The organism is Streptomyces sp. NPDC037290, assembly GCF_055603245.1.
Map to the genome: position 1 here is coordinate 1 of NZ_JBVJVZ010000124.1, position 1,675 is coordinate 1,675.

1 protein-coding gene and 2 pseudogenes are annotated in these 1,675 nt (G+C 71.3%); 2 read left to right on the top strand and 1 reads right to left on the bottom strand.

Annotated elements, in window-relative coordinates; translation table 11 throughout:
* Window positions 1-214 (top strand): annotated as a pseudogene (locus ACZ7HQ_RS45300) (acyl-CoA dehydrogenase family protein); the annotation flags it as partial.
* Window positions 211-694: pseudogene (locus ACZ7HQ_RS45305) on the top strand (nitroreductase family deazaflavin-dependent oxidoreductase). The pseudogenes ACZ7HQ_RS45300 and ACZ7HQ_RS45305, both read left to right, overlap by 4 nt.
* Window positions 695-812: 118 nt before the next feature.
* Here the strand turns inward: ACZ7HQ_RS45305 and ACZ7HQ_RS45310 are convergent.
* Window positions 813-1,460: a TetR family transcriptional regulator gene (locus ACZ7HQ_RS45310; RefSeq protein ID WP_006126763.1), complete on the bottom strand. Its 648-nt coding sequence runs from the start codon at window positions 1,458-1,460 to the stop codon at window positions 813-815.
* Window positions 1,461-1,675: the final 215 nt, after the last annotated feature.

The following is a 1,675-nucleotide window of genomic DNA, read 5'->3' on the forward strand; positions in this document are numbered from 1 at the left end:
GGTATCGGTGCAGGACCACCACCGGTGAGGCCGTCGAGTCGCACGGCGGCATCGGCTTCACCTGGGAGCACGAGGCGCACCGCTACCTCAAGCGGGCGGCGAACTGCTCTTCGGCCCGGTCCACCGGCTGCGCGACCACGCGGCCGGGCGGGCCGGGCTGTTCGGGCCCGCCACCGCCGCCTCGGGGGTCCCGCGCGGGGCGGGCGTCCGGTGACCCGCGCCCGGGGTGCGCGGCTGGTCCAGCAGGTCTCCGCGACCCGGGCCTTCGCGCTGATCGCCCCGCATGTGGTTCCCCTGCTGGACCGGGCCGTGCACCGGCTCACCCGGGGCAGGGTGCTGCTCAGCCCGGATGCTGCCGGGGCTCGTCCTCACGGTGCCGGGGGCGCGCACGGGCCGGCCGAGGACCGCCCCGCTGGCCTGCATGCCCGAGGGGGAGGTGGAGGGCGCCTGGATCGTGGTCGGCAGCAACTTCGGCCGTACGGGTCACCCGGCCTGGACCGCGAACCTGCTGGCCCGCGGCGGCGAGGCCGTCGTCAACTGGCGCGGCCGGGACATCCCCGTACGCGCGACCCTGCTGGAGGGGGAGGAGCGGGCCCGGGTGTGGGAGGCCGCGCTCGCGTTCTGGCCGCCGTACGCGGCGTACGAGCGACGGGTGGGGCGGCAGATCCGGCTGTTCCGGCTGGAGAGGCGGTAGCAGGAGGAGCGGCGGCCCGGGGTGGTGGCCGGGAGCGTCCGGGGACGCCGACGGCGGACCACCCGCGGGGGTGCGTGGGTGGTCCGCCGTCGGTGAGACAGGACGTGGCGGGGGGGGGCTACTTCGTCGGCTTCTTGCCGGTGATGCCGAGGTGGACCAACAGCGCCAGGTTAGGGCGCAGTTCGGCCTGCTTCACACCCCAGGTGGTGAAGCCCTTCTGGTGTGAGGCGACCGCCGCCAGCATCGCCACCAGGGAGCCGGCCATCGCCGCCGGGCTGACGTCCTTGTCGACCTTGCCCTTGCTCTGGAGCTCCTTCACCGAATCCGTGAGGGAGTTGGTGACCGAGTTCAGGATCTTCATCCGGATCTTGTAGAACCGTTTGTCCCCCTCGGCCGCGCCGAGGTCGATCACCCGGAGGATGGCGTCGTTGTGCCGCCAGAAGTCGAGGAATCCTTCGACGAGTTGCTCGGAGGTGGTCCAGCCGGCCTTGCCGACCCAGGAGCGTCCGGCGACCAGTTCGGTGAGTCCGGCACCCTCCTTGGCGACTTCCTCGGCGATTTCGAGGACGGCGCCCTCAACGTCGGGGAAGTACTGGTAGAAAGTCGCGGGTGAAGTCCCGGCCTTCCGGGCGACGTCGATGACTTTGACGTCCCGGTACGGCGAGGAGCTGAGCATCTCGCTGAGGCAGTCGAGCAGCTTCTGCCGCGTCGCCTGACCGCGTCGACCGGCCACGCGGCCGTCGACGGTGCGTACTTGTCCTGTCATGCCGTCAGCTTACCGAGGGGTGATGGGAGCGCGATTCGGCCGACTGCAAATGGGGAACGGCGCAGGATCAGCGGGGCGCGCGGGGGCGCGGAGGGGCGGTTTTCGGCCGCGGCGCGCGAGGGTGATGAAGCCGCAAGCGAGGGCGGTGGCGCTGGGGATGCTACGGACGGTAAATGTTATCAACAGCCTGTGGATAACTTCGGTGGACAACTTTC